The organism is Kitasatospora sp. CMC57, from assembly GCF_045866025.2.
Classification (GTDB): Bacteria; Actinomycetota; Actinomycetes; order Streptomycetales; family Streptomycetaceae; genus Kitasatospora.
Genome location: NZ_AP035881.2, coordinates 1 through 25,922, shown reverse-complemented (window position 1 = coordinate 25,922; position 25,922 = coordinate 1). Strand labels below are relative to the sequence as shown.

General features: G+C 70.6%; 21 protein-coding genes and 1 pseudogene. 12 read left to right on the top strand and 10 right to left on the bottom strand.

Annotation, left to right across the window (positions count from 1 at the left end; translation table 11 throughout):
- Nucleotides 1–129: 129 nt before the first annotated feature.
- The 7 genes and pseudogenes from ACKUU6_RS00110 to ACKUU6_RS00080 all read left to right on the top strand — a co-directional run bounded on the left by ACKUU6_RS00110 (nt 130) and on the right by ACKUU6_RS00080 (nt 8,596).
- Complete coding sequence (locus ACKUU6_RS00110; protein WP_407992002.1) at nt 130–3,390, top strand: DEAD/DEAH box helicase; 3,261 nt, start codon at nt 130–132, stop codon at nt 3,388–3,390.
- Between the two features lie 188 nt (nt 3,391–3,578).
- The gene (locus tag ACKUU6_RS00105) at nt 3,579–4,181 is read left to right on the top strand and encodes a hypothetical protein (RefSeq protein WP_407986252.1); all 603 of its coding nucleotides are present in this window, start codon (nt 3,579–3,581) and stop codon (nt 4,179–4,181) included.
- A 13-nt stretch (nt 4,182–4,194) separates the two neighbouring features.
- Nucleotides 4,195–6,678 carry a hypothetical protein gene (locus ACKUU6_RS00100; protein WP_408649617.1) on the top strand — a complete coding sequence of 828 codons (2,484 nt, stop codon included), beginning with the start codon at nt 4,195–4,197 and terminating at the stop codon, nt 6,676–6,678.
- Nucleotides 6,678–7,229 carry a hypothetical protein gene (locus ACKUU6_RS00095; protein WP_407992004.1) on the top strand — a complete coding sequence of 184 codons (552 nt, stop codon included), beginning with the start codon at nt 6,678–6,680 and terminating at the stop codon, nt 7,227–7,229. The genes ACKUU6_RS00100 and ACKUU6_RS00095 overlap by 1 nt, the downstream gene beginning before the upstream one ends.
- Before the next feature lie 201 nt (nt 7,230–7,430).
- A complete protein-coding gene (locus ACKUU6_RS00090; protein ID WP_407992005.1) occupies nt 7,431–8,105 on the top strand; it encodes a DUF402 domain-containing protein in 675 nt (224 codons plus the stop codon).
- Nucleotides 8,038–8,295, top strand: a pseudogene (locus ACKUU6_RS00085) (NUDIX domain-containing protein); the annotation flags it as partial. The gene ACKUU6_RS00090 and the pseudogene ACKUU6_RS00085, both read left to right, overlap by 68 nt.
- Before the next feature lie 16 nt (nt 8,296–8,311).
- Nucleotides 8,312–8,596: a hypothetical protein gene (locus tag ACKUU6_RS00080; protein WP_407992299.1), complete on the top strand. Its 285-nt coding sequence runs from the start codon at nt 8,312–8,314 to the stop codon at nt 8,594–8,596.
- 181 nt (nt 8,597–8,777) lie between these two features.
- Here ACKUU6_RS00080 and ACKUU6_RS00075 read toward each other — a convergent pair whose 3' ends face one another.
- The 4 genes from ACKUU6_RS00075 to ACKUU6_RS00060 all read right to left on the bottom strand — a co-directional run bounded on the left by ACKUU6_RS00075 (nt 8,778) and on the right by ACKUU6_RS00060 (nt 12,288).
- Entirely contained in the window at nt 8,778–9,044 is a 267-nt protein-coding gene (locus ACKUU6_RS00075; RefSeq protein ID WP_407986244.1) for a hypothetical protein, read from the bottom strand.
- A gap of 9 nt (nt 9,045–9,053) precedes the next feature.
- Nucleotides 9,054–9,266 (bottom strand): hypothetical protein, encoded by a 213-nt coding sequence (locus tag ACKUU6_RS00070; RefSeq protein ID WP_407992006.1) that lies wholly within the window; start codon nt 9,264–9,266, stop codon nt 9,054–9,056.
- Complete coding sequence (locus tag ACKUU6_RS00065; protein ID WP_408649616.1) at nt 9,263–11,398, bottom strand: hypothetical protein; 2,136 nt, start codon at nt 11,396–11,398, stop codon at nt 9,263–9,265. Before ACKUU6_RS00065 ends, ACKUU6_RS00070 begins: the two co-directional genes overlap by 4 nt.
- 443 nt (nt 11,399–11,841) lie before the next feature.
- The gene (locus ACKUU6_RS00060; protein ID WP_408649615.1) at nt 11,842–12,288 is read right to left on the bottom strand and encodes a hypothetical protein; all 447 of its coding nucleotides are present in this window, start codon (nt 12,286–12,288) and stop codon (nt 11,842–11,844) included.
- Between the two features lie 161 nt (nt 12,289–12,449).
- Here ACKUU6_RS00060 and ACKUU6_RS00055 point away from each other — a divergent pair, with 161 nt between their 5' ends.
- Nucleotides 12,450–14,090, top strand: a complete 1,641-nt coding sequence (locus tag ACKUU6_RS00055) for a hypothetical protein (protein WP_408649614.1) — start codon at nt 12,450–12,452, stop codon at nt 14,088–14,090.
- Nucleotides 14,091–14,155: 65 nt separating this feature from the next.
- On the opposite strand, the gene ACKUU6_RS00050 is transcribed toward ACKUU6_RS00055, so the two are convergent.
- A complete protein-coding gene (locus ACKUU6_RS00050; protein WP_408649613.1) occupies nt 14,156–15,154 on the bottom strand; it encodes a DNA-processing protein DprA in 999 nt (332 codons plus the stop codon).
- Between the two features lie 176 nt (nt 15,155–15,330).
- On the opposite strand from ACKUU6_RS00050, the gene ACKUU6_RS00045 reads away from it, so the two are divergent.
- Nucleotides 15,331–15,546: a hypothetical protein gene (locus ACKUU6_RS00045; RefSeq protein ID WP_407992011.1), complete on the top strand. Its 216-nt coding sequence runs from the start codon at nt 15,331–15,333 to the stop codon at nt 15,544–15,546.
- An 88-nt stretch (nt 15,547–15,634) separates the two neighbouring features.
- Here the strand turns inward: ACKUU6_RS00045 and ACKUU6_RS00040 are convergent, their stop codons facing one another.
- Complete coding sequence (locus tag ACKUU6_RS00040) at nt 15,635–15,856, bottom strand: hypothetical protein (protein WP_408649612.1); 222 nt, start codon at nt 15,854–15,856, stop codon at nt 15,635–15,637.
- Nucleotides 15,857–16,159: 303 nt separating this feature from the next.
- Here ACKUU6_RS00040 and ACKUU6_RS00035 point away from each other — a divergent pair, with 303 nt between their 5' ends.
- On the top strand, nt 16,160–18,466 hold the full coding sequence (locus tag ACKUU6_RS00035; protein ID WP_408649611.1) for a diguanylate cyclase domain-containing protein: 2,307 nt from the start codon (nt 16,160–16,162) through the stop codon (nt 18,464–18,466).
- Between the two features lie 413 nt (nt 18,467–18,879).
- Here the strand turns inward: ACKUU6_RS00035 and ACKUU6_RS00030 are convergent, their stop codons facing one another.
- Both ACKUU6_RS00030 and ACKUU6_RS00025 read right to left on the bottom strand, forming a co-directional pair.
- Nucleotides 18,880–21,678 (bottom strand): TIGR02391 family protein, encoded by a 2,799-nt coding sequence (locus tag ACKUU6_RS00030; protein WP_408649610.1) that lies wholly within the window; start codon nt 21,676–21,678, stop codon nt 18,880–18,882.
- On the bottom strand, nt 21,675–22,313 hold the full coding sequence (locus ACKUU6_RS00025) for a TnsA-like heteromeric transposase endonuclease subunit (protein WP_408649609.1): 639 nt from the start codon (nt 22,311–22,313) through the stop codon (nt 21,675–21,677). The genes ACKUU6_RS00030 and ACKUU6_RS00025 overlap by 4 nt, the downstream gene beginning before the upstream one ends.
- Before the next feature lie 92 nt (nt 22,314–22,405).
- Here ACKUU6_RS00025 and ACKUU6_RS00020 point away from each other — a divergent pair, with 92 nt between their 5' ends.
- Together ACKUU6_RS00020 and ACKUU6_RS00015 are read left to right on the top strand one after the other, a co-directional pair.
- Nucleotides 22,406–22,618 carry a hypothetical protein gene (locus ACKUU6_RS00020; RefSeq protein ID WP_408649608.1) on the top strand — a complete coding sequence of 71 codons (213 nt, stop codon included), beginning with the start codon at nt 22,406–22,408 and terminating at the stop codon, nt 22,616–22,618.
- Between the two features lie 95 nt (nt 22,619–22,713).
- A complete protein-coding gene (locus ACKUU6_RS00015) occupies nt 22,714–23,523 on the top strand; it encodes a hypothetical protein (RefSeq protein WP_408649607.1) in 810 nt (269 codons plus the stop codon).
- A 232-nt stretch (nt 23,524–23,755) separates the two neighbouring features.
- Here the strand turns inward: ACKUU6_RS00015 and ACKUU6_RS00010 are convergent, their stop codons facing one another.
- Together ACKUU6_RS00010 and ACKUU6_RS00005 are read right to left on the bottom strand one after the other, a co-directional pair.
- On the bottom strand, nt 23,756–24,196 hold the full coding sequence (locus ACKUU6_RS00010) for a hypothetical protein (protein ID WP_408649606.1): 441 nt from the start codon (nt 24,194–24,196) through the stop codon (nt 23,756–23,758).
- 69 nt (nt 24,197–24,265) lie between these two features.
- Nucleotides 24,266–25,922, bottom strand: a 1,657-nt coding sequence (locus tag ACKUU6_RS00005; RefSeq protein WP_408649605.1) for a helicase associated domain-containing protein, incomplete at its 5' end; no start/stop codon positions are given.

The following is a 25,922-nucleotide window of genomic DNA, read 5'->3' as shown; positions in this document are numbered from 1 at the left end:
CTGACCACCCCCGCGCCGCTCGCCGCACCCGTTCCACCCGTACTCCCGGGGGAGACGGCACTTGCCCTTGGCCTCCTGCAGGGCAGTGCCTCTGGTCGGGGCGTCGCCCGTGCTGTCAGAGTGAGCGCCGTGCACGAAACAGACGCCCAGGGCAGTGATCTGACGGTCCCGCAGCTCATCCATGCCAGGTGGGGGAGTGTCCTGCCGCAGGAGGGCCTGTTGGCGCGGTTCACCGAACCAGGCTGGAGCTACCAGGAGCAGCTGCCCCGCGCGTGCCCCGACTGCGGGGCGGTGCTGCACTCGCTGCGCCGCCCGTACGAGTCGGGCGGACGTCAGTACCGCTACGTCGCCTTGGTCTGCCCGGCCTGCCCGCGCACCTTCACCCTCGCCGACCTCGGCGTGAAGACCTACGACAAGCTCCTGCGCCCCACCGGCACTGTGCAGGCTGAGCCCGCCGCGCCCGCCCCGAGGCGGCGCGGGCGCACCGCCGCCCCCACAGTGCCGGTTCGTACCGCGGCCCGGCTGCTGGCCGGCCTCGACTCCGGCCCGTGCCCGACCGGCCCGGGCGTCACCATCACACCGGTCCGCCTGCCCCGCCCGGCCCGCGAGCCCGCCCCCACCGCGTACTCCTCCCCACCTGCGGGACCGGCGGCTCCGGCGTGGCCCGAGGACCTGCCGCTGCCCGCGGAGAAGGAGACCCGCGCCCTGTGGTGGGGCAAGATCACCAACCCCTCCTGGGCCCCGCCCGAGCAGGCACTGCGCGCCGCCGACGACGTACGGGTCATCGTCCCGGCGGGGGAGCGGTTCGACGAACTGCGCGCCGCCCTGAGCGGTTTCGGCGCCCGGGTGCGCACCGCCGCTCACTGGGCGGAGGACGAGGTGGTGACCACCCTGTCCGACCTCGGCGCGCCGGTAGAGCTGGCGGCCTGGCCGGGCGGCGGCCACTCACCTGTCACCGGGCCGGCGGCGTACGCGGCGCGCGACGCCTTCGCTGCCCAGTGGGACGCCCTGGATGGACTCCCCGACACCGGCACCGAGGCGTTCACCCCCGTCGAGGACCTTGCCCCGGCCGACTGGAAGGGCCTGTTGCCGCACCCGTCGTTCAACCCGGTCCAGGCCGCCACCGTCCCCGCCGTCATCGACGGCGACGAGCACGTGGTGGTGGTCGCCCCCACCGGCGCCGGCAAGACCGCCATCGGCATGGTCGCCGCCCTCACCGCCCACCGAGGCGGCCGCAAAGCCGCCTGGCTCGTACCCCAACGCTCCCTCACCGACGAACTCGACCGCGACCTCGCCACCTGGCGCAAAGCCGGCCTGCGGGTGGTGCGCCTGACCGGCGAGGCCGCCGTCGACAACGACCTCATCCGGGACGCGGACCTGTGGGTCGCCACGACCGAGAAGTTCGAGGCGATCTGCCGCGCCGGCTCCCTGCGCACCGCCCTCGCCGAGGTCGGGTGCCTGGTCGTGGACGAGATCCACCTCCTCGGCGACCCGGTCCGCGGCCCCGTCCTCGAAGCGCTCCTGGCGCGGGTGCGCGAGGACGCGGCACGGGTGCGGATCATCGGCCTGTCCGCCACCGTCGCCAACGCCGACCAGGTCGCCGCCTGGCTCGGCGCCCGCCTCATCCGCTCACCCTGGCGCCCCACCCGCCTGACCTGGCAGCTGCCCGCCATGCCACCGGACGCGGACGCCGCCGACTGGACCACCCGCAACAACACCCGCACCCGCCGCACCGTCGACCTCGCCCGCCACCACACCCAGGACGGTGGCAGCGTCCTGGTGTTCTGCGGCAGCAAACGCTCGGTGCGCACCACCGCCCTCGCCCTGGCCCAGGACCGCGGTGTCGACACCACCGGCGCCGACGCCGACGACAGCGACCTCGTGGAGCGCCTGTGCACCAAGGCCGGGGTGCGCCTGCACTACCGCGACTGGCCCCACAAACGCGACGCCGAGCACGCCTTCCGCACCCGCCAGGCCGACATCCTCGTCGCCACCTCCACGGTTGCCGCCGGAGTCAACCTGCCCGCTCGCGCCGTCATCGTCCGCGACACCCAGATCGGCATGAGCCGCATCGAAGTGTCCATGGTCCAGCAGATGTTCGGCCGCGCGGGGCGCATCGGCGCGGGCGAGCGTGAAGGCCACGCCTACCTGCTCACCGCTCCCGGCGAGCGCCACCAATGGCAGGCCCGCCTGGCCGCCGGATACACCGTCACCTCCCGCATCCGCGACCGCCTGCCCGACCACCTCCTCGCCGAAGCCGTCCAACTGCGCATCGCCACCCTCACCCAGGCCGAGACCTGGTGGAAGAGCACCTTCGCCTTCCACCAGGGCCACCACCCCTTCGACCCCCTCCACGACGCCACCGACTTCCTCACCGACACCGCCTACCTCACCCGTACCCCCGGCCCCGACGGCGACGATCGCCTGGAGGCCACCGAACTCGGCCGCCTCACCAGCCGCTTCATGGTCGACGCCGACCTCGCCTCCGCCCTCGCCGAAGCCGCCACCTACCTGCCCGTTCCCACCGACCCGGACACCGCCGAAGACACCCTCATCACCACCCTCGCCACGCGCCTGCCCACCCTCGAACAGGCCCCCTTCACCGACCGCGCCAAAGCGGAGCTCTACACCGTCCTGCGCACCCTCGGCCGGCCCGGCGCCACCGGCTCCGACGGCCAGGAGCAGGAAGAGGAGGAAGAGGAGTGGCAGCCGGTCGCGGGCGACCTGGCCCGCGCCGTCCTGCTGCTGGTCGCCCGTGCGCCCCGGGCCTTCCGCGGCCGGCCCGCCTACATCCGCGGTATCCCCGCCGACTCCATGGTCCCCGTTCTCGACGACGCCCAGCGCTACCTCGCCTGGCTCGGCGCCCAAGGCCCCCTCGCCACCGTCCACCCCTGGATCGCCGTCACCGCCGCCGACCTCGCCAGCCGCATCCGCTGGCGTACTCTCGCCCCCACGCGTGGCGCCGGCCGGTTGCTGTGGATGTGCGAACAGATGGCCACCCCCGCCCACACCCACAACCTGGTCCCCGGCATGTGGCAGGCGGCCCGCGCTCGCGGCATCGACTCCCCGGACTGGCCCGGCACCACACCGCCCAGCGCCTGCCGCCTCCCCCCGGCCGACTACCGCACCCTTCTCAACACCCGCGCCACAGGCACGGCCATCACCCTGCACCCGGACCGGGCGCACATCCGCGCGCCGCGGTCGGCCACCGTGATCACCTGGAGCGGCGCCGCCACCGCCCGGCACACCACCACCGACGGGCTCGTCGAAGCCCTCTACCCGTCCCCGCGGCCCGACGACCCGTCGGCGGGACGCACCGGCGCCGCCGTCTTCACCCGAGGCGACCGCACCGCGGCCGGTTGGGCCGCCGCCTACAACAGTGCGAACTGAACCGCTCAGGAAGCCGGCGGTCCGGGATCGGGCGGTCCGTGCTGACCGCCGGTCCCACCAGGCGGCACCGCACTGCCGCGCGTCCCTTCCTTCTGCGCCACCCACAGCAGACAGGTGTAGCATTTGGGTAGGGTCTACTTTTTGGGGGTTCCGTGGTGAGGATCAGCTTCGGGGGTGAACGGGTCGACGTGCCCGATGACTTGGGCCGGGCGCTGCTGGCGGCCCTGCGGGAGCAGCCGGTGGAGCCGCCGCAGGCGTCGACGTTCGAGGAGCTCACCGGTCTGGTCGAGCGGATCGGCGGGATCTCCCGGCACCTGACGGTGGTGAAGGAGTTGGTGTTGTCCCGTGCGGACGCCACCGGCGGCTACTCCAACCGCCGTGCCCTGGGCGACGCGGCCGGCATGTCCCCCTCGCAGCTGGGCCGGGTCTTGGAGGGCCACGGCCTTCCTCGCGACCGGCGCAGCGGCGGCGTCGACCTGGTCGTCGCCTTCCGCACCACCGACGACGGCACGCTCCACCTGGCCACCGAGACCGAGGTGGCCGGCCTGCCCGAGTTCACCCTGCCGTACATCCCGGCGGAGTGGGCGACGGAGCCGACGGAGTTCGCGGGCCGGGAGCTGATCTTCTACTACCGCCCGCAGGTCCCGATCGCGGTGGCCGACCTCGGGCGTACCGCGGGCTACACCCTGCGCCCCGACGGGCTGGGCCTGATCGCCTGCGTCACCGAGCCGGTCTTCGACGCCCTGTTCGGTGACCCCCGGCTCGATGCGACCCGTTCCAACGGACGCTGAGGAGCGACGCCCGATGTCCGACGAACTGCTGAACTCGGTCGACGCCCTGCTCTCGACCGTGCGCACCGGCCTGCCGGTCCCGGCGGAGCGGCAGCGGCTGCGCCTGGCGGCCGGACTGACCACCACTCAGATCGCGGTCGCCCTGCGGGTGGACTCGGCCCTGGTGCGGGGCTGGGAGGACGGCAGCGCCGTTCCGGGGTCGGACATCACCCCGGCCTACGCCCGGCTCCTCGACGGCCTGGCCGCACGCTTCCCCGCCCCCGAGCAGCCAGCCGCCCCGGTACAGGCCCCGGCCGCTCCCGCGCCGCAGGCCACCGCCGACCCGACACCGCAGCAGCAGGTGACGCTGGATCAGAACCCGGACGGCTCGCTGGTGCTGTTCGAGCCAGCGCCCTGCGTGCAGTGCGGGCGCCCCTCGGTCTACCGCGCCCAGGGCCGCCCGATGCACCTCGGCGGCCTGTGCCGCCCCGCCGCCCAAGCGCCCGTGGCCACCGCGCCGCAGCCCACCCCCGCACCGGTCGTCCAGCCGGTGCCGAGCACCCCGCCCGCCCCTTCCGCGCCCGTTGCGGCTGCCCCGGCTCCGGTCACCGCCGAGCCGCTCCAGCCCTCCGCCGCTGCGCCGTCTTGGCCCGTGCCCGCCGCGTCCCTGGCTCCGGCAGCCCGGGGAGGCCAGCGCCCGGCCGCGGCCCGTACCCCGGCTCGTTCCGCCACGACGCGGCCCTCAACGCCCGCTGCGGCTGCTGCCGCCAGGTGGTGGCCGGTGGTCGCCCTCGACGTCGCCGAGGACGGCACTTGGCTGCTGGACGTCCCGCAGGTCCCGGCGCCGGCCGGGCCGAAGCTGGGCGACTGGTTCGCTTGGCTGGGCACTGGGCTGCCGTTGCGCGTCGAGCGGGCCCACCCCTCCGGCCGGGGCGGCGACGGCACGGTCTGCCTGACCGCCGCCGCACTCAAGCAGCTCGGCCTGCCCGCCACCCTGCCCGCGACGGAGAAGGCCTTGGCCGCGCTCCAGGTGAAGCTGGCGAAGGCCGCCGCTGGCGTCGGGATGGAGATCAGCGACGCGATCGGACCCACGTTCCACGTCTTTCGCCGTAAGGGATCGGCCGGTGGCCAGAAGACCTCGGTGCGCATCACCGTCGCACCGTGGCTCGGCCAAGGCGACGCCCGCCAGCAGGCCACCAGCACCCTCGCTGTCCCGCTCGCCACCGCCCCCGACGGCACCAAGGACGGGCTCACCTTCGCCCGCCGCTTCCGGGCCTTCACCACCGACCTCGGCGCAGCCCCCGGCGCGACGACCGCCACCACCGCGATGCTGCTCCTGGACGCGGTCCGTCCGCGCGAGGAGTGGGTCAAGGACGCGGCGACGGGGGAGTGGTCCTCCCACCTGCGGGAGGGCGCCCTCCCCAAGGGCGACCTGTGCGTGCCGCCGGCGGCCGGGGCCCGCCACCACCTCACGCGCGAGCTGCTCTCCGAGGGCGGGACGGTGTGCGAGGAGGAGGACTACAAGTGGTGGGCCCGCGAGCTCACCCCCCAGGAGACCGGCCGTGCCTTCGCGGTCGCGGTCGACGTCTGCGCGTCCTACCTGTCCGTCACCGACTCCCTGCGCTTGCCGTCGGGCCCGCTGGAGCCGACGCGGAACCCGGACTGGGGCGGCGGCAAGACCGCCGGCCTGTGGTGGTGCGACTTCACCACCACACCCGTGGACGAACTGCTGCCTCACCCGGCGACCTTCCACGGCCGGCCCCCGGCCGGGCCAAGCTGGTACGCCACCCCCACCGTCGCCTACATGGCCACCACTTACGGCTTCGACCCGGCCACTATCACCGACGCCTACCTGTCCACCCACACCGTGCCGCCGCTCAAGGAGTGGACCGGTCGGATCCGGGCCGGGTACAAGCGGACCTACGCCGATCTCGGCCTGACCGACGGCCAGAGCGCGACCGAGTTCCTCGCCGCCTACGCCGTGCACAAGGACGTCGGCATCGACCCGGTCCGCGCGGACGCCCTGGTCCTCGCCGGGCTGTACAAGTCCATCTATAAGGGTGGCATCGGCAAGTGGGCCGACTCCGCCCGCCACCTGGACGACCAGACGTGGCAGACGAAGGTCGCCGCCACCTGGTCCTACCGGCCCGAGATCCGCTTCCACATCATCGCCGCCGCCCGGATCGCCGCCCACCGCCGCCTGCGCAAGACCTTCCAGCTGACCGGCCGGGCCCCGTTCGCGGTCAACGTCGACTCCTACCTCTACGCCGCCGACGCCCCCAACCCGCTGGAGCTCCTGCCGGTCAAGGACGACGGCACCCCCGTCCCTGGAGCGCTGCGCCTGGGCATCGCCCCGGGCAGCCACAAGCACGAGTCCTCGATCCCGCTGCAGGCGGTGCTCGAGGCGATGGGCCGCCGTGAGCACCCCTCCAAGCTGACCCACCAGTACGCCACCGACGGCACCCCGGTCGACCAGGAGCCGGCCGGCACCGGCCACGATGAGGAAGGCGGGAACTGATGGCCGGCTCCGGGACCCGGGGGATGTTCGGGCGGGTGCGCGAAGCGCTGTTCCCCTCCCGCACCGCCCCGGTGCAGTCCACCACCCAGGCCGGACACGTACGGGACCGCAAGTACGGCGGCAGCACCAAGGCCATGGCCGCCGCGTACAGCGTCGCGCCGCGCACCGTGCAGCGCTGGATCGACGGCACCCGCCACCCCACCAAGCACGAGCAGCAGCTGCGCCGCGAGGCACTGGAGGTGCAGACCACCGAGCGCGGCCGGGAACGCAGGGCCCGTCAGCTGGCGCAGCGCGGCACGATCTCCGGCATCAATGCCCGAGTCGGACGCACGATGACGTTCGAGATCCAGGGCTCCGACGCGGTCCGGGCCCGCGACATCCACCTCAACCTCACGGGCGAGCAGGCCGCCGCCCTGGCCCGCGCCGAGAACGAGGAGGACGTGCGCCACGTGATCGGCGAAGCCCTCGCCGACTACTTCAACGGCGGCTCCTACGGCGGCTTCACCGCGGACGACTTCACCTTCGACCCCGACGACTTCAACCTGAACTGACCCACGTTGTCATCAGCGCCATCCTGGCCTTCGACGGCGACCCCGAGCAGGTCCTGCCGATCCTCGCCCAGCTGCGCACGGCCGCTCTGGGAAACCGCCGCTGATCCGGTCCGGGAGCAGCCGTCCCGGCCTCCCGGCCCGGGCCGTTCCATCCCACCTTCGGGTGGACTTCCCGCCCCTGGGGCCGGGCAGGTTCCGGTGGTGACTGACACCGACCTGTTCACCCCCGGCTCCACGGTGGTGCGCCGCGATGTTCACGCCGGGCAGGTGTGGACCGCGATGCCGCAGCGGGTGGTCGCCGACACCGGCCACGTGCTCACCCTGGCCTACTGGCCGGGGATCGAGAGCCTCGCCCCGATAACCTGGATCACCTCCACCCGCACCGGCGACCAGTCCGCGCGCGAGCGGATGCTGACGGAACTGGCGTCCCAGACCTGGACCCTGGACCGCTACCGCTGGACCGGAACCACCCTGCTGTCGCACTTCCTGGCAGGGGAGTGGTTCTCCGTGCACTGCTTCCAGGACGCCTTCGGCGAGCCGCTGCGCTGGTACGTGAACTTCGAGAAGCCGTATCTCCGCCGGCCGGGGGTCGGCATCGACACCCTGGACCTCTGCCTGGACCTGGCCGTCAGCCTCGACCTGTCCGGCCACCACTGGAAGGACCGCTCCGAGTACGCGCAGTTGCGGCGCCTGGGCGTGATCGACGACTACCTGCACCGTCAGGTGGTACGGGCCCAGGGGTGGGCGATCACCATGCTCGACAACGTGAGCGGCCCGTTCGCCGACGGCTGGCCGACCTGGGCACCCGATGCGTCCTGGCCGCTGCCCGAACTGCCCGCCGATGCCGACCACGTCGCCGACCAGGCCCTGCGGTGACAGCCGCGGTGCTCGTGCGGGTGTGCGCCGCCCTGCTCCACGACGGCCACCTGGCCCTGATCCGTCGCGACCGGCCGGGGTCCAGCACTCGCTGCCAGGCGGCCTGGTCGAGGAGGGAGAGGACCCGCTGACCGCGCTGCGCCGGGAGCTCCTAGAGGAGCTCGGCCTCGACCCGGACGCGCTCCCCGTACCGCCGGTGCTCCGCTTTGCCCAGGACCAGGAGACCGAGCGGCCGGGACAGCAGACTCTTCCGCCGTCGGCACCTGGTCTTCACCGCCCACCTGCCCGACGACCTCCGCCAGGCCGTCGCCGCGACCGAGCAGGACGACCCCGAGCGGGCACCGGTGGTCTGGCTGCCGCTCGCCACAGCGGCGGGCCTCCACCTCTACCCGGCCATCGGCCCGGTCCTCGACCAGACCACCCAACCCGGCACCACCATCGAACCGCTGCTGCTCCCCGCGATGACCGGTGCCGCCTACCAGTGGCGCTGAACTTGGCGTGACGAACGGCGGGGGAGAGCTGCACGCCGTGCATCTCCTCCATCAGCTCGGACACATCCTTGGCCCCAAGGCCGCACGTCCCGCTGACCGTTCGTCAGCGGGACGTGGTGGGCCGAGCCGGAGCTGATAATCGGCCCGCCGCTCTGATACGACGGGCTGTCAGTTGTCGGCTTCAGACAGCCTTCGTGGTGAGGAGCGCCGCAGCTATGGCATCGGGCGGGAGCATCAGGTCGATTGCCGGATGGGTGCCGCCGTCGAGCGGGACGAGCATGCTCGCCGCCCATCCCTCGGCGGCGAGGGCGGCCTCCCGCGGGGCATCCGCGCGCATCGGCAGGACGGTCAGCAGGACCCAGCCGCTGAGGCGGGCTGGCCCGTGCCGCGGGTGCCGGTGGTGTTCAGCGAGACGGTCGCCGACGGCGGTCGCCTGCTGGCGGTACACGCTGCCAACTTAGCGGCACCAGCCCCGGGCGTCCCAGGCCGCGTACACCGCGTGCGGTGCGGTGATCTCGCTCCGGGCGGCGTCGACGGTCGCCCGGCAGACCAGGCCGGAGGCCGGGTCGTGGGCGCGGGCGAGGGCCCTGATGTCCAGGAGCGGTGCCAGGGTGCGGACGGCCGGGGCGAGCCGACGGCGGATCTGACGGGGGATCGGCACCGGCCTCACGCGTCGTCACCATCCTCGTATTCGTCCTCGTACTCGACCTCGTCCTCCGGGTCCGGCATCACGTCGGCCACGGGGCCATACTTGATGAGGGTCTCGGTGATGCTGCCCAGCTGAACCCGCAGGGCGTCCACACTGGTGACGAGGCCGAACACCTCACGGCCACGGGCGTTGGTCTGGGTCATCTTGGCGAGCGTGAACGCGGCCCGGCTGGCGGCCTTGATCGAGTTCTGCAGGATGCGGCGCTGCCGTGCGTCCTCGGTCTCCGTGGTGCTTCCGCTCCCGGTCTTGCCGTCGAGCTTCTTCTTGAGCTCAGCGATCGACGCCTCGGCGTCCACCGGGCTGGCGGCGTAGACCAGGTCCCACTCGTAGTCGATGGAGACCACCGCGCCGGCCTTGTCGACGACCGGCTCGCCATCCCGGACCACCGCACCGTCGATCTCTCGCGCGGCGGTGTGGAACTGCTTGGGCAGGATGCTGGGGTCGGCCGCGACGTGTGCGTAGGCGATGGAGTGGAGCATCCGCAGCCCGCCCTGGGTGCCGGCCAGCAACGCAAGCAGGGCGTTGGGGGTGTGCCGCAGCGGCGCGGTGCGCACCTCACGGGCTGCGGCGAGCTTGGAGCCGCGGTCGCGGGTGATGAAGCCGGAGACGATCGCGGCGGTGCCGCCGAGCACGGTCAACTCGGCCACCGCGTTGGTCTCGTCCAGCAGCGCCCGCTCGAGGATGTCGTCGAGGACCTTCAGGGCGTCGGTGCCGCGGGTCAGCGTCCAGTTGCGCTTCCACACCGTGTCGGTGATGGTGCCGCCGTTGCCGAGGGCGCGGGCGTACTGGTCGATGGCCAGGGAGCTGCGGTAGGCGGACAGCGCCATCGACGCGATCCGCTCGCTCACCTTCTGGCGGTCGGCCCTGCCGATGCCGAACTCCTGCTTGAGGAGCCGGTTCATCCTCTCAGCGTGCCCGGCGAGCATGTACTGCTGGTGCAGGGCCACCGACCACAGGCGGTGCGGCGGCAGGCCGAGGAGCTTGTGCATCGTGTTCGGGCCGACCTCGCCGAGCAGCACCTTGTACGTGTCGGCGTCGACCAGGTGCTCGCGCAGGGCGTGCCGGTAGACGCGCTGCATGCCCTGGGTGTACTGCGCGCCCTCGTCCCACGGTGTGACGTGGACGTGCAGGTTGGCCACTAGGTCGTCGCGGGCGGCGACCAGGTCGGGCAGCGGGGTGCCGTCCTCCGTCACGGCGCCGACCACCACGATGGCCGGGAAGGTCAGGGTGTGGCCCTCGCGGCGGGTCGCCTCAGTGAGGACCTTCTCGGCCAGGCCGCGGCGTACGCGGGCGGCCATCTCGGTCACCTTTGCGCGGGCCGAGCGCTGGTCGGCCGGCCGGCGCGGGCCGGAGCGGTCCACCGGGCCGATCACGGCGGCGACGCACGCCGCCGCCGCCTCGTCGATGTTGCCGCCGGTGCGCGCCAGCCACATGCTGACGAGCCGGCTGTTGCCGTCGCCGGCGACGGTGTAGGTCTCCTCGACGCCGTCGTCGTAGATGACCCGGACCAGGAACAGCGTCATCGGCTCCTTGATGCCGTGCTGCAGCACGCTCTCGGTGTAGACGTTTCGCTGGCTCTGGGCCCCGTACGTCTGGCGCATGCTCTCGGTGATCGCGTCGGCCAGGGCCTGACGGTCCGCCACCCGAACCACGAAGAGCGCCCTCGGCTGCCCGGTCGCCTTGTCGATGAAGGTCTTGTAGATGACCGGGGCGTTGTTCTCCTGCTTGTCGTCCATCGCGGTGTGCAGCTTGTGCACCCACCGCTGGTTGAGGAAGTCGGGCAGCACGTCCAGGTCGGTGAACCGCCGGTGCGGCGGGATGGCGTACAGGGTGCCGCCGACGACCGGCTTGGCCATCAGCAGGCCGGTGTCAGCGGTCTCGCCGACTGCCTCGACCAGCTTGCGCAGCAGCACGGGGTTCACGGCACCGCCGGTGACCACGGTGGCCGCGTCCTCGTCCAGCGAGTTCGCCGGGTTGTCCAACAGGTCCTTGCGGAAGCCGCGCAACTGCGTGACGGGCGCCGGGTCCGGCACCTCGTCGGGGCGCCGCAGTAGTGGGGGAAGACTGTCGTTCTCGAACGCATCGAGGCTCATGAAAAACGCCCTTCGGGGACTGGCGCGCCGCAGGTTGAACCCTGCCGTCCCCGGCATCGGGCCAGGGACTCCACTGCGCGCCGTCACGAGGGCGGCGGGCGTCGTCACGGCTCCCCACCGGCTCACGGTCCGATACGTCGCCATGCCGACCGGCGTTCCACGAAACTAGGTGAGCCACTGGTCGGTCCCGAAGGTGCCAGCCGCTCTTCACTTCCCAGGTCCAACCCTGCGAGGTGCAGTTCCGTATAACCGGAGCGGTACGCGGCCGACGCACCACTGGCGCACCGGCACCTGCCAGTCTAACCCACGGATAGCTCCACCCGGCCACAACTCCGTTGTCCACAAGGCATTGAGGCGACCCACCACCCCTCCTCCCGGGCATGGGCGAGGTGGCCGGCACCACGGCGGCCTCACCCGCTGCTCTTGAGGAACCCCCGGCCGTTCTACAGTCCCGTCCAGCCGGCCGGCGGCCGGCCTTCGCCCGAGAGTGGGTGCCAGACGGGGGCGGCGGGTCCGTGCTGGGTGAGGTCTTCGAGGCGGGCGGCGAGCAGCTCGGTGGTGGCGGGGTTCTCCTCGGCGGCCAGCAGCAGGTCCTCCACTGCCGTGGTGACCGAGGCGGCCTGGGTGCCGGTGAGGACGACCAGCACGGTGGGGAAGGTTCGCCAGCGCCGCTCCCATGCCCGTCCGTTGCCGCCCTGGCCGGGCTGCTGCCAGAGCCGGGCGCAGGCGGCCAGTTGCTGGGCGGCCTGCTCGGTGCCCGTGCTCGGCCGGTGGAGTTCGACGAACGCGCGCAGCCGTCGGAGACGGCCGCCGGTGCACGCGGTGTAGGCGAGTTCGGCGGCGGGCCGGTACGCGGGTCCGGCCGGGGCCGCCGGGTCGACGGGATGCACGGGGCCGGCACCAGGTCGAGCGGGCCGAGGCGAGGAGGTGACCGTGGCCGAAGCAGACCCTGCGCCCCAAGCACCCCCCAGGTGTCCGCACGGTGCGAGATCATGAGGTCACCAAGCAGGACGAAGCGCCCCACCACGGTGGGGCAGGGCGGGCGGGTGCCATGGCGAACGCAATACAGGCAGTGGTCTTCGACTACAAGACGGTCTTCCAGAGCGGCACCGTGACCCCCCATCCCGGCATGGCACAGGTACTCCACCTCCTGAGCAGCCGCGGCGTCGGCTGGGTCCTCCTGACGACCGACCCGTTCGACGTGCGGCACTGCGCCTCGGCCGGGCTCCCCGAGCCGGCCCTGCACCTGTCCCAGCGCGACATCCCCGAGCAGAAGAACCGCGGCAGCCACCTGTGGCTCACCGAGGCCGCCCAGCGGCTCGGCCTCGCCACCACCCAGCTCGCCCTGGTCGGCGCGAGCGAACTCGACTGGCGGACCGGCGTCAACGCCGGCGTCGCATTCATCCGGGCCCGCTGGGCCCCCGGCACCCTCAGGCAGGTCGCCCTGACGGCGCAGGACCCCGCCCACCTCTACTGGGTCCTGGACCGGCACCTGCTCCACGAACCGCAGTGGTTCTTCGCCATGGACGACGCATCGCGGAACTACAAGGTGCGCTCGCTGTTCCCGCCGGAGGTGCGCTTCGAGGGCACCAACCCGAGCTCCTTCACCCTGCTGGACATCTTCACCTACGACAAGGACGTGACGGCCGGCAACAGGAGCGCCCGCGACATCCTGATGCTGCACGTGCTCAGCGCCGCCTACCTGGAGGGGCTGCTTCCTGCCCGCTCCTGGTTCTGCGTGTACCCGAGCAGCACGCCGGGTGCGGTCAACCACCAGCTCTCGGACTTCATCGAGGTCGCCAAGGTCATGACCGGCTCGTCCTACAAGGACGACCTGCTGGTCCGGGCCACCCGGGCGACCGACACCAGCAGGGCCCGTGCCAACGGCCGCCACGGCGAGGTCACCATCGCGACCCAGGCGAACACCGTGCACCTCAACCCCGCGCACCGGAGCGCCCTGGCGAAGGGGAAGACGGTCGTCGTCTTCGACGACTTCACCACCGACGGCATGAGCCTGGACTGGGCGAGGAACCTGCTCACCACGGCAGGTGCCACCCAGGTCATCGGGGTGACCATCGGCAAGTACCGCAAGCCGTACACCTTCTTCACCCCTCGGGCCGGTGTCGCGATCGACCCCTTCACCCCGAATACCACCCTGACGCCGGCCGACTTCACCGCCGAGCAACGCCAGGTGCCCACGGGTACCGGGCCGGTCGACCACGTCGCCGAGACGATGCGCCGCGCCGTGAACGAGGACACCGGCCTGCCTCCGCTCGGGCCCGCACCCGCCTCCCGCACGGTGCTCACCCCAGAGACGAGGGACCTGCTGGACCGGCTCCGCGCGACGTCGATGGTCCGGCGGCCGATTCGCCCGGGCGTCGTGGAGTCGGGCCTCAAGCCCAGGAACGGCCGGCAGCACCACGTCGTCGACTTCCTCGATCAGCTCACGAAGATCGGCCTCCTCACCTGGAGGGCGGACTACCACTCGAGCGAGAAGATGCCTCTGTGGTGGCTCTCCTTCGACGGACAGCCCTGCGCCTGGTGGTACAACACACCTGAGACCGAGAAGGTGATCGGCGAGCTGTGCGCGGCCACCGGGATCATCTGGGAGCCGGTGCGAGCGAACTTCGGCGAGACCGAGCGCCGCGAAGCCGTCGCCCGAATCGAAGCACGCCGGGCCGCAGGCGAATGACGTGACACCGATGGACGGCGCGCCCCACGTCCGGGGCGCGCCGAACACCATTGCAGGCACGGTGGCTACAGGCCGCCGAACGTGAGCTGCTGATACGGCTCCACCGGCTTCACCTGCTGGGCGGGAGCCGAGCCAAGCCGGGCGAGCACGTCGTCCACCGTGGAGACCTCGACGGCCCGGCCGTCGGCCACCATCTTGGCGGCCCAGCTCTCCTGCGCGACCAGGGACCGTAGGAGGAAGACGTGCTTGCCGTGCTCGGCGGCGATCCGGGCCTGCATCTTGGCGCCGGAGGTCCGGGACGCCTCGATCACGATGCTGCCCAGGGCACTCCCGCTCGTGACCACGTTGCGCCGGGGGAAGGTCCACGTCGTCGGCCGGGACTGCGGCCAGAACTGCGAGAGCACCGCGCCGCCGGAGTGGACGATCCGCTGGGCCAGCCTCTCGTTGGCCGCCGGGTAGACCTTCGAGGCGATGCCGTGGCCCAGAACGGCGACGGTTCGGCCGCCCGCGTCCAGGGCGGCGGTGTGCGCGGTGGTGTCGATCCCGAGGGCCAAGCCGGAGAACACGGCGACGTCGGCCGCCACCAACTCCTTCGACATCCGCCTCGCCCGGCTCAGGCCGTCCTCGGTGGCCCCGCGGGTGCCGACGACGGCCACCGAGCGCAGGTCCGCGTGCGCCAGCTCGCCCAGGTAGAAGAGGAACGGCGGCCGGTCGGGGACGGCACGCAGATTGGCCGGGTAGGCGTCGTCCAGCACGGTGACGATCCGGGCGCCGGCCGCCGACGCGCTCGCCAGTTCGGCGGCGACGCGCTCACGTGCTTCGGGCAGATGCGCGAGCGCGGCCCGCAGGAGCGGGAGGCTCTTGTGCGCGACCTCGGACTGCTCGGGAAGGTGGCCCTCGAACACGGCCTCCAGGCCCTCGGGACTCTCGATGACGCGGGCGAGCAGGCTCCAGTCCACGGACTTGTCGCCAAGACGCAGCGCGCAGACCGCGAGCAGCCCAAGGTGCGCTTCGGCAAGCTGGCCGGGCAGCAGCCCCTGCTGCGGGGGCACGGAGGCGTTCATGATCGTCCTTCTACTTGCGGCCCAAAACTGTTCGAAGGGCAGTGCGATGACACCTGGGCCTGCTCCCATCATGGCGCACCGCACCCACAGTGCTCCAGGCAGCGCACCGGCCTGCTCGGCGACTTCCCGCTCCCGACCCGGCTACGCACCGGGGCTCGATCGGTGGGAAGGAGGACTTGCCGCTGGAGCTGACGCAGGAGGCCGGCCCGAACCGGCTGGAGTGCCCGGACTGCGAGCAGACCCGCAGGGTCGAGAAGCTGGGCCCGCTGGTGCTGCCGCTGGCCACCCACCGTGAGCTGCTGGCCGCCCGCGTCGCGGTGCCCGCCGATCCGTGGTGGGAGGTGCGGGTGTGGCACGCCAAGCTCTACCCAGTAAAGGACCGCGTCGCGTGAGCGTCGGGACGCCGGTACCCCGCCCTCAGCACCGCGTCTGACCGCTCATGTGCCGCGGCACCCGAGGCTCCCGGTACGAGCATCAGCCTCAGCGCCAGTGCAGTTCGATATGTGCGGCCAGGAGCTGCAGAATCCAGATCACCGAGCCCGCACCGACTGTGGACCCGACACCGACGAGTAGTTGCTCGCCCATCCGGACCCATGCCGGTTTCCCAGCCCGCTTCATGGCCTGCTGCGATGGCTGTGCCCGGCGTTCCACGCCGTCCCACCCTGCCGCGCCCTGCACACTGTGCGGCTCGAACTCGTTCACGCTCTTCTCCATTCGTCTCATACATCACAGGACAGGGCATCGGTCGAAGACCTGGTGCGAGTCCAGGTCCCACGCGGCCGCAGCGCAGACGCCTGGAACGCCTGGCAAGGGCTCAGCCACAAATGAGGCGCCGCCGACATCCGATGTGTAGTCAGACCCCTGACGGCGGCGATGCATTCAGATGTCCCTTCCGATGCGGCTACTTCAACCTGTCGCCTACGCTTCCGTCAGGCGCCTGTGTTGCGCCAGCTGCAACGGTTGCCAATCGGCGGCAACGCGGGAAGAACCTGACGAGGGGGTAGCGTGCTGGAGAAGCGAACCGGGCAACCTGCGCGGCAGACGCCGGGGGAAGAGCCGGCAGTCGCGGCCTTCATTGGCTTCCTCAACCAGCTCTTCACCGCCCTGGCTGTCTCCCTCACCCGTTACGCGGCCCGCGTCAATCGGGACAAGGGCTCGGTCTCCCGCTATCTCAGCGGTCGGCGTATCGCCCCCACGGACTTCATCGAAGAACTCTTGCGCCAGGTCGCGGACGTCACGGGTAGCCCCGTCACTGATGATGTCCGCGTTCAGGCTCACCATCTGCGCCTAGAGGCGTTGCGGGTGCGCAACGCCTCCCAATATGAGGTCGAGCAGCTCCGCGAGAGCCTCGGCGCCGCCGAACGCGAGCTCCACCTCGCGAGCGTCCGCGAACGCGCCTTACTGCGAGCGGTGGAGGCCGCCGAAGACCAGACTGGGCGGGCCGAACAGCGCTTCCGCCAGCTAGAGAGCGACTGGGCCGCCGCCCACTACGCTTCCAAGTTCTCAGAGCTGGACATCTACGCCCAGCCCGACGGTTCGGACGAGCTCCGGGACGAGATTCGCGGCCTCAAAGCAGAGTTGGACGCACTGCGGAGCGAGCTATCCCGTGCCCAGACGATGAGGTACGACGCGGAGGAACGGTGCTTGCGCCTGGAGGCGCGCCTCTTGGCCGCGGAAGCGGCACTGCAGACGGAGCGTACGCGTGCGCGCGAGAAGGCCGCCCTCGAGCTGGAATCGCCCCCAGAAGACAGGGTCGACCCGGAGACGCTGCATCGAGTCTTGGCCGACATCAACACCGCCCAGAATCTGGCCAGCACGCTGCAGGCCGTGGTGGGGGGCGCGGTGCACGGGCTCGGGTTCGACGTGGCTACGGTGAGTCTGGTGCGGCCGGACGGCGACCTGGTGGTCGCGGCGGCCTGGGCGATCGAGGAGAGCGCCTTCGACGGTCACCCTGATCTGCTCGGTCAGGTCGGCTCGGGCAAGTCGTGGGAGCGGATGTTGAGCGTCGCCGACCACTGGGGCACGCTGCGATTCCTGCCTGCCGAACGCCTCAGGGCCGTCGGCACCGACATCCCCAGCTGGACCGGTGACGGTCCGCCGCCGACACACCCCGATGACTGGCACCCGCAGGACATCCTGATCGCTCCGATGTACAAGCCCGATGGCGATCTACTCGGAGTGCTCTCGGTCTACCAGCCGCGCTCCGGCAAACGCCACAACGTCTCCTCAAACGGGGCACTGGAAAAGCTCTCCCTCCAGGCGTCGATCGCGATCGGCAACGCCCGGCTGCGGGCCGAGATGCAGCGGGCGCTGGCCCGGCTGGAGAAGGAGCAGCAGGCCCTGCGGGCCAGCGAGGAGAGCTTCCGGCAGACCTTCGAGTACGCGCCCAGCGGGATGGCCGTCACCGAGCTGCACGGCGCCGCGATGGGTCAGCTGACCCGGGTGAACGACGCGCTCTGCCGGCTGCTCGGGTGGCCCCGGGCGACGCTCCGTCAGCAGCGGTTCGCCGATCTGGTGCACCCGGACGACTTGGAGCTGCTGCAGCGGACCAGTGCCGAGGGGGGCAGGGCCGAGCTGCGGCTGTCCCGGCGGGACGGCGGCTTCCAGTGGGTCTGTCTGCGCAATTCGGTGGTGGCGGACGCGGCCGAGGGGCCGAGCTTCCTGCTGACCCACGTCGAGGACATCGAGGAGCGCAAGCGGCACGAGTTCCAGCTCGCCCACCGGGCCAGCCACGACGCGCTGACCGGCCTGCCCAACCGCGAGGAGCTCAGGGCCCGACTGGCCCGCCGGCTCTGCGCCGAGCCGCAGACCGTCAGTGCGGGCGAGCAGCACGTGCATGCGGTAGCGCCCGGCGCGGCGGAGAGCCCGTCGGCGCACCGGCGCACCCCGTCCGGTCCCAGCCACCAAGGCGGGCAGCCCAAGGGCCTCGCAGTGCTCTTCGGCGACCTCGATGGATTCAGGACTATCAATCACCGGTTCGGCCACGCCGCTGGCGACGCGGTGCTGGTAGAGGTGGCCCGGCGGCTTCAACAGGCGAGCCACGATGGCGACACGGTTGCTCGCTTCGGCGGGGACGAGTTTGTGGTCCTGACCGACGGCATCGGCTGCGAGGAGGCCGAGGCCCTCGCCCACCGGCTGCGCAACGCCGTTACTCCGCCGATGCGGATCGATGGACGGGCGGTGCGGGTCGGCATCAGCCTGGGGATCGGCTGGGCCAGTTGCGGCATCAGCATCGACGAGGTGCTGCACCAGGCCGACATGCGGATGTACAACGAGAAAGAGGGCCGCAGCGGCGCGGTGCGCCGCCCCTGACCGAAGCTCAGTGGGAGACCGAAGCCCCAGGTATGGACTGGAACGCCGCAGCCTCCGGGTGGGCAGTCACCACCCGGGAGCGCCGCTTTGGCAGCTCGGCGGGATGCACGCCCCCAGTGTCCGTGCCCGGTGATCATGACTGGTAGTCGGGTGCCCTGAACTGGTGTGATCAGTTCGGTGGTTGAGTGGTCTGAGGTGTTCTTCGTGTGGTGGTTGGCATTGATGCAGGCGGGATGGGCAGTCAGTTTCATTGGATGGTAGTCAGGTTGACTGGGTGTCTCGGGGCGGGCTGGTGGAAGGGGGGAGGTGTCTTCGGAGGCCGGTCATGCTTTCGTCTGCCCGCGTACGTACGTCGAGGTCGATGAAGACGCCGATGTTGAAGCGTGCTTCGGTCGGCCAGGAGGCTTGGGCGGTTACGGGAGTAGTCGCCGGATGGCTCCGGCTCCGAAATCCGCGACGTAGATGTCGCCGCTGGTTGCCGTGGTCAGTTGCCCGGGGTTGGTGAGGCCGGTGGTGATTTCTCGGATCTTGTTGTTGTTCAGGCTGAGGACTCGTCCCCCGTTGAAGTCGCTGAGCAGGACGGATGACCCGGCGAGGGCGATGCCGTTCAGTCCGGCGAGCCGGTGGTCCTGCAGGAGGTCCGTGGCGGCCGTGTTCGCATCGGCCCGCGGGATGCTCCACAGCATGTTGTAGTCCTGACCCGTAGAGGGTCCTGGCGATGGGGCACATAGGACCCACAGGAATTCTGTGCTGGCGGTCACGGCGACCGGGGTTCCATGGATGCGGGTGAGCTCTTCTGATGCGCCGTCCATCTCCACCCGGTACACCATGCCGTCGTGCATGGCGGTGAGCAGTGCGTTGCCGTCCCATGCGAAGGCCATAGGCACGCCTTCGGCATTTGGGTCTACGATTTCGCTGCTCTGGTAGTCATCGTTCTGGTGCAGGACGAGGATTCTGCGCTCGCCGACGACGCGAACGGCTAGTTCCCCGTCTCGGCGCGCGGCGATCGTGTCCGTTCCCCGGTCGTGGGCGGAGACCGGGGGTACTGCGGTAATCATTCGGTATGCCCCGTCCTTCACGTTGACCCGCCAGATGTGGCGCCCGCGAGTGCTGACCGCTAGGCCTTGCGGGGTCCAGGCGATGCCACTGACGGGAGGTAGGCCGGTGAGCAGTGCGGTGTCGGTCCAGCGGGGGTGCGCGGCTACGTCGACGCGGGCTTCTGCGTAGCAGCCGTCGTACTGACAGCGCAGGGTGGTGATGCCTGGATCCTTCGCGCGGGCGACATTGTTTTGGAAGAAGGCGATCTTCTTGTCAGTTGTCTCCACATCTGGGCTGTCCATCGGCGCGGTCCACGTCGCAGTGCCGTCGGTGTAGTGGCCGAGTACGCGCAGCGGCACTTTGTCATCTCGGCGCAGGCGCAGGAAGCCCGGCTCGATGCTGATTCGCATGAGGCGCTCGTCATGGACGGGAGCGCTCGGTTGGCCGTCAAACAGTGATGAGCTGTCCCACGCCGGGCGCAGTGGACCTCCGAGGTGGTCGCGGGCCCAAGCCGGTCCGACCTGCTCGCGGGAGCGAGATGAGTGCCACTCCACGTAGTGACCCACGTGGTAGGTCTGGCGGGTCGGCACCACACGCTGACTGGCGATCCCGGCTTCCTGGACTTCCAGCCGAACACCGGCGACCTCGAGCGGTTGCTGCCCGAGGGCATCTCCGTACAGGGGAACATCCACTTCCACGACGCGGTACCAGCTTGAGCGGCGCGGATCGCGTACCAGCCAAACAGTGTGGGCCGGCCCGTGGCGCGTTCCGTCGACCAGGTGGACGCGGTGCTCACCGGGAGAGACAGCGGAGACGTCGACGACCAGCGTTCCTGGCCGGAAGCTGCGTGTGGTCAGCGGCACTGTGTCGTCCAGCCAGACCTGGGTTTGGGATCCGGCCCGTTCAACCCACAGGGTGAGCTCGCCCTGGTGGTACTGATATCCGCGGATCGCTGGTGCACGGTCGATATCGCGGTCCAAGAGGTCGAGCAGGGCACTGGCGTGAGCGAGGATGCGCAGACACTCCCGACGCGATACGCATGGCAGGTTCGGCTTGTCCTTGTGGGAACGGTCTCCTTTGAAGAGCCCGATAGCGCCGGCGAATAGCTGGACCATGCGGTCCTTGTCGCCATCGCGGTCGGAGATCCGGATTGGGTTCGCCTTCTCCTTGAAGGCGGGCTTGATCAGCTGGTCGCCTATGGCGGAACTGCCTGCCCGCTGCTGGACTTCGTCCTCCAGCCGGCGGAATGCGGCAAAGATGGCTTCGTCGTACAAGTCAGCGCGCAGCGGCGCCTCGCACGAGTCCACGATCTCCTCCCGCAGCAGGGTGAGGAGCACATCGAGACTGTGGTCCTGGATCGGTACCGGCTGCTCCTTACCTATCCCAGCGGGTGCACCTGCGAGGGCTTGAGCCGCAGGAGTGTCGGTGAGCCTATGGAGTAGCGAAGCAGCCGCTGCTGTGCGTTCACGCTCAGCGGTCTCGGCGTATCGCAGGAGTTCGTCCACCCCATGCACGTGCCGGTACGGTCGCAGTCCTGGCCGATGCAAGGTGAATTCCCACATCCACGGCTGCTGGGATTGCCGGGAGCTGCCAGTCCAGAATCCAGGGAGCAGATCGACGAGGACCCTGACGCGTGCCACCTTTTCGCGGGCGTCCTCGACCTCCAGCGGGACTTCCCTCTCCTGCGCGTCGGTGGCTGCTGATGGGGTAGAACCCGTGCCCTCTTCGTTCGACGCGGCACTGACGGCCGTGCTCTGATCGTCGGAACGGTTTGGTGCGACGATCGGCAGTCCCTCGTGTACGGCGAATGCCTCGCTGTTGGCGATGAGCGAGATCTCGGCAGGGCTGGTGTCGTTGCGTTCGAGGTCGACGGTCCAGGCCACGAATCGTGCCAAAAGCCGTAGATCTTCGGCGCCGCCCCTGCAGGCGGCTACCCCTCGCAGGGTCAGCCGGACTGGGTCGTTGCTGGAGAATCCGTGTGACTGCCAGGGGCGAAACAGCAGGGTGTCAGGGATGGCGAGAAGCGCGGCCTGAGCGTCTTCGATACCGAGCTCTCTGTCTACACCGAGGTCCACTGCGGTGAAGGTGGGCCAATCGCCCCGCTGCTTCATCAGGGTGTAGACGGTTTGCAGTAGTTCTTGGGTACCAGCGTCAAGCTTCGCTTCCTGAGTCACGACACGATTCTGCCTTCACTGACAAGTTGCGTGGACCATTTTGAGCTGGTCGGTCGAGGGTCACCGTGAGCAGTCGGTGGGGCCCGCTCAAGATCGCTTTCAGGATCGGCGAGGTGTTCACTTCGAGCACCTGCGTCTGCGAGGCCAGCGACCCGCGCCATCGCGGTGCTGCCGCCATGGCGCGGATGCCGGTAGCCCGACAACCACCGCACGTGGGCCGCGAGCACCGGGTCAGGGGGCCGCGTGATGCGATAGTCCCAGCCGACAGTTCGGGCTGCGGCAGCCATCGCGGCGGCATGGTCGACCAGGCGAGCAGGGACGCCCTCGCTGCCCGCGCAGTCGACCAGCAGGTCGCTGCCGTCCCGTAGCCGTGCCATCAGGCGCGGGGCATGCACGGCAACAATGCCGTCCTCTCCCAGCCACGCTAGCTCCACCGGGCTGCAGGCCAGCGCGACCACCTGTGGATCGTGGTCCAGCAGCATGACCTGGGTGCGCATCGCGCCGAAGCCGTAGTGCACCAGGCGTCCGGTAGACGCGGACCACCACCACCCAGGAGCGATCCGCCGCCCGGGCGGCCGCTGCTGGGACTGCCACGTGCAGGACCAGGAACGGCGGAAGAGGAAGCGGGAGGCCAAGGCCCTCGCGCAGCTCGAGGCGGCCCGGCACGGCCAACGCCGCGCTGCGCCCGTGCTGGACGTGCCGGGGCTCGATCGGCGGGAAGGAGGAGTTGCGGCTGGAGCTGAGGCAGGAGGCCGGCCCGAACCGGCTGGAGTGCCCGGACTGCGAGAAGATCCGCAGGGACAAGAAGCTGGGCCCGCTGGCGCTGCCCGCTCCGACCCGGCGGGAGCTGCTGGCCGCCCGCGTCTCCGCGCCGGCCGACGCGTGGTGGAGGTTGCGGATGCAGCACGCCACGCTCTACCCAGCCAAGGACCGAGGGTGAGCACCCGTGGCTGCTTCCCTCCGGGCTCGGCGGTCTGCGGGAACCGGGGAAATCCGTTGGTGGCGATCAAGCTAAGCGCTCTAGCCTCATGAGTCATGACCACTGGGGAGACCACCGACGACCGCTTCCTCCAGGCCCTCCTTGCTCGCTTTCAGCGTGTTGACGTGCTGGCCGAGCACACCATGACTAACTCGGTCCATTGGAGGGTTGCCCCGGGCAGCGCTCTCGCCGGGGACGACGTCAAGACCGACCCCCACCAGCTCTCACACAGCGCACACCACGCCCTCGTCGTGGCGATCGACCATCTCCAGGCCCTCGCCGCTTTGGTCCGCGGCACCGAGAAGGACGGCGTACGCGAGATGCAGCTGCACTCCTACGCCCCGTTCACCCTGCTACGCGCTGCGCTCGAGAACGCCGCTCGCGCAGTTTGGCTGCTGGGCCCGGCAGCTCGGCGCGAACGGGTGCACCGCTGCCTGACCATGCACCTCGCGGACCTTGCGAGCATGGAGAAGAAGGCGAAGCTGGTCCAGGCCCCCCTGGACGTCTATCCGGAGCGCAACGAGCGGATCCTGAACCTGCTGAGAGGAGCGGGCGTACCGGAATCCGAGCTCGTCAAGAAGAAGCTCCGGATGCCGGACTGGGCGACCGTCGTCGCCGATGCGGGCGACCTGGCGAAGGTCGAGAACGCGGTGCTGCTGTGGAGCCTGTGCAGCGCACTCGCGCACGGTGACTTGGGCGGCACCCTGACCGTGCTGGACCGCGATCTCATGGCCACGAACGGCGACGTCAGCTGGGCCAGGGTCAGCGCATCCCCGGAGAGGGTTCTGACCGCTACCAGCGCGGCACTCGTGATGGCCGAGTACGCCTTCAACCTCTATGCGGTGCGCGCACGCGCTCCGTACTGACATCGTCGGAAGACCGTCTCCGATTGGCCTGTCGCGGGTGATGCGCGACCCCTGTCGTGTGCTGTGACCTGCACGGATGGGCACATCTCCTCGTGGTCGATCCGGGTGGGACAGCTCCGCGCGACAGCCCCGGACGCAAACGGGGTGCGGCACGGGACCCCGTGTCGCACCCTGCACAGCTTCCGCCCTCAACACCGGCCATCCCCTGCGCATCCCGAGCATGTACGCCGCTTCACCCGGGAATGGTGGGTCCGGAGACTGCACCGTGCTGACCACCTGCCTTACCGTCGTAGTGCTCGCGTTCAAGTTCGTGCAGCGGGTCGGACGAGGGCGGGAAGATGGCGCTGGTTTGGTGTGGTTTCTCTTGTACAGGGCGCTGCTTTGCTGCGATCATCCGCGCACGCTGAATGCTGCTGAGCTTGCCCCGCGCCTTGGCCACCTGCTTCCTCGTCATCTGGAGAGCCTGCCGCGTAGCGCCCGCCTCCTGACGCAGTGGTCGCCGTGCCGACCCCTTGGTTGATCTGAGTTGGGACTCCAGCGCCTCAAGACGAATGCTGAGCTCTCTCACCCGACCTGTGAACAGCTCAATGTCGTCCCTAACCCGGGCGTATGCGGCGTGGGAAGCATCGCCGGACAAAAAGGTCACCACCCCATTCACCCTGTACTGGGTCAACGTCTCAGCTCCATCATCGCGTCGGAGCCCTCGTGTCGCTCCCTGCCTGCCCGGGCCCCGCCCTCTGCTCTACTCCCAGCGGATGCCGAGTTCGGTGAGGCGGTTGGCGCGTTCGGTGGGGATTGTGGCGCGTCGTAGGCGGCTGTTGGAGATGAACAGTCCCAGTCCGACCTCGACGGTGGTGCCGTCGGCGAGGACGAGCTCTTCCTTGTGCTTGCGTCCGACGTTGAGGTGGCCTTCTCGGGCCCGGTACTGCGCGGCCGCGGCGAGGTTGCGCCGTTCCTTCTCCCCGTGCGGCACCTTCACCGGCGGCAGCTCCTCGGCGGCCAGCGGCTCCAACCCCAGCACGTGCTCGACCAGCCACTGCTGCGCCGGGCCCAGCTTCTCCCATCCGACCCGCTGCGCCCGCGCCCACCCGGTCAGGTCTTCGCCCTGGACGACGACGGCCCCCGGATCGCCCGCCAGCGATCCGCCGGCCTTCACGTGCCGCCAGGCCAGGGCGAAGCACCGCTGCCACTCGACCGGCCAGGCCGGGCACCAGGCGGGGTCGATCGCGTCGAGCGCGGCCTTGCGCTCGGCCGACAGCGCCCCGGACCAGTCGAGACTGGTTTCCCCGGCCTCCGCCCGCTTCTCCAGTGCCTCGATCCGCCGCTGCGCGGTGCGCAGGTTCTTGAGGATCGTGCCGACTGGCCGCCCGTTCCACACCGCTTCGTTGGGTGGGCAGGCGTGCCCGTGCTCGGCCGCGTATCCGGCGACCGCGGTGAGGTTGTCGGTGAAGGCGGAGTCGAACGCGGACCAGACCATGCCGAGGTCGGCCAGCTCCTTGACGCGCTCGTCGTCGAGAACCCCGGCCGCCTTGTAGCGGCGCTGGTCGGCCACCCAGGAGCCGAGCCGGTAACCGGAAGGCGCGGCGTACGCGTAGGCGACCTTCACGTCCCCGAACGCCTTCTTGTAGGCCAGCAGCTCCTCCAGCCCGCGCCGGAACTCCTCACGCTCCGGCTCCAACACCCGGGTGCGGACGAATGCGGCGATGACCGCCGGATCGCGCTGGGTGGAGAACTGGAGCAGCTGCTCCCCGGCTGGGCCGGACTGGCGCTCGTCGGGGTCACCGGCGTGCCGGGGCTCGCGGGCCGGCCGGGTCTCCGACTGCGGCAGGGCCAGGCGTTCGACGGCGGCCGCGTCATGGGACCGCAGGGCCATGAGGAGCTTGGCCAGCCCGTCGAACGCCTTCGACGAGAGCAGCTCCGCGCCGGTCTCGCCGGGCCCGAGGATGACCGGTACCACGATGGTGGCCACCTTCCCGCTCCCCGGCTTCATCCGCAGCGCCCGGCCCACCGCCTGCACCAGGTCGACCATGGAGCCGCGCACGTCCGCGAAGAACACGGAGTCGCAGTCGAAGGTGTCGACGCCCTCGCTCAAGACCTTGACCGAGGCGAGGACGTACCGGAGCAGCCGGAGCCCGTCGTCGGCGATCAGCGAGGAGAAGTCGGCGAGCGTCTGCCGGCGCTCGGCGGCGGTGTGTTCGGACTCCAGCCAGCTGGCACCGATCAACTCCGGGGCTGGGTGCAGCGCGGAGTCCTGCTCCCACAACACCTTCGCCACGTCCCCGAGGCCGGTACTCAAGGCCCGGGCCTCCGCCACGAAGTGATGGAACGACAGCACCCGGGCGAGGTCCCACTCGGCGGCGGCGGTCAGCACGGCCGTCTGCAGGGCCGCCAGCCGAGCA

What these genes read in the sequence shown, in the direction of transcription:
- ACKUU6_RS00095 (WP_407992004.1), top strand. Translation starts at nt 6,678, where the DNA reads ATGGCCGGCTCCGGGACCCGGGGGATGTTCGGGCGGGTGCGCGAAGCG.
- ACKUU6_RS00050 (WP_408649613.1), bottom strand. Translation starts at nt 15,154, where the DNA reads ATGAACGCCTCCGTGCCCCCGCAGCAGGGGCTGCTGCCCGGCCAGCTT.
- ACKUU6_RS00065 (WP_408649616.1), bottom strand. Translation starts at nt 11,398, where the DNA reads ATGAGCCTCGATGCGTTCGAGAACGACAGTCTTCCCCCACTACTGCGG.
- ACKUU6_RS00055 (WP_408649614.1), top strand. Translation starts at nt 12,450, where the DNA reads ATGGCGAACGCAATACAGGCAGTGGTCTTCGACTACAAGACGGTCTTC.
- ACKUU6_RS00015 (WP_408649607.1), top strand. Translation starts at nt 22,714, where the DNA reads ATGACCACTGGGGAGACCACCGACGACCGCTTCCTCCAGGCCCTCCTT.
- ACKUU6_RS00100 (WP_408649617.1), top strand. Translation starts at nt 4,195, where the DNA reads ATGTCCGACGAACTGCTGAACTCGGTCGACGCCCTGCTCTCGACCGTG.